Below are 1267 nucleotides of genomic sequence, written 5' to 3' on the forward strand. Positions count from 1 at the left end.
GGGCGAGGGCGGTGGTGACGGCCAGGTCCTCGGGGCGGTCGGAGCGCAGGGCGGGAACGGTGACGGCGCTTTCGTCGAGGGATTCCTGGGCCAGGGCGGTCAGGACCCCGCCGGGGCCGATCTCCAGGAAGGTGCCCACGCCTTCCGCGGCGAGGGTGGTGACGGCGTCGGCGAAGCGGACGGCCTCGCGGACATGGCGCACCCAGTAGTCGGCGGAGGCGAACTCCTCGGCCGTCACGAGCCCGCCGGTGAGGGTGGAGACGACCGGCAGCCCCGGCGTCTCGAAGGAGACCGATGCGACGGCCTCGCGGAAGGCGTCGAGCATCGGTTCCATCAGCGGGGAGTGGAAGGCGTGCGAAACCGTCAGGGCCTTGGTCTTGCGGCCCTCGGCCGCGAGCTTCCCGGCCAGCTCCGTGACGACGTCTTCGGCACCTGAAAGGACCACGGACACGGGCCCGTTGACGGCCGCGATCCCCGCCCGGTCCTCGGACCCGGCCAGCAGGGACCGCACCTCCTCCTCGGAAGCCTGGACCGCCACCATCACACCGCCCGGCGGCAGTTCCTGCATCAGCCGGCCCCGTGCGGCCACCAGCTTCGCCGCGTCCCCGAGGGAGAACACGCCCGCCGCATGGGCCGCCGCGAACTCGCCGACGGAGTGCCCGGCGAGGAGGTCCGGGCGTACGCCCCACGACTCCAGCAGCCGGAACAGCGCCACCTCGACCGCGAACAGCGCCGGCTGGGTGAAGCGCGTCTCGTTCAGCAGCTCCGTGTCCGCGCCGAACACCACGCCCTTCAGCGGGAGTTCGAGATGCGGATCCAGAGCGGCACAGGCGGCGTCGAAGGCTTCCGCGAACACCGGGAAGACGGCGTGCAGTTCGCGCCCCATACCCAGCCGCTGGCTGCCCTGCCCGGAGAACAGGAACGCGGACCGGCCGGCCCCCGCGGGTGCCGTGCCCGTCACCGTCTCCGGTCCCGGGGCCTCGCCGTGGGCGAGGGCGGCGAGGCCGCGCAGCAGCCCGTCCCGGTCGTGGCCGGTGATGACCGCGCGGTGCGGGAAGGCGGCGCGGGTGGTGGCCAGGGAGAGGGCGATGTCCGCCGGGTCGGGGCGGCCGGCGGAGCGGACGTGGGCCAGGAGGCGTTCCGCCTGGGCCCGCAGGGCGTTCTCGTCCTTGGCGGAGAGCAGCCAGGGCACGGGCAGCGGCGCGGGGGCCGCCTCGTCCGGGGTGTCGTCCGCCTCGGCGGTGTGGGGGTCGGCGGGGGCCTGTTC

1 protein-coding gene is annotated in these 1267 nt (G+C 74.7%); it reads right to left on the minus strand.

Annotated features, from left to right (window positions below; translation table 11 throughout):
* Positions 1–1267 (minus strand): acyltransferase domain-containing protein (locus VR44_RS39805; RefSeq protein ID WP_045952578.1); only part of this gene is annotated, 1267 nt, incomplete at both ends.

The organism is Streptomyces katrae, from assembly GCF_000966975.1.
GTDB lineage: Bacteria > Actinomycetota > Actinomycetes > Streptomycetales > Streptomycetaceae > Streptomyces > Streptomyces katrae.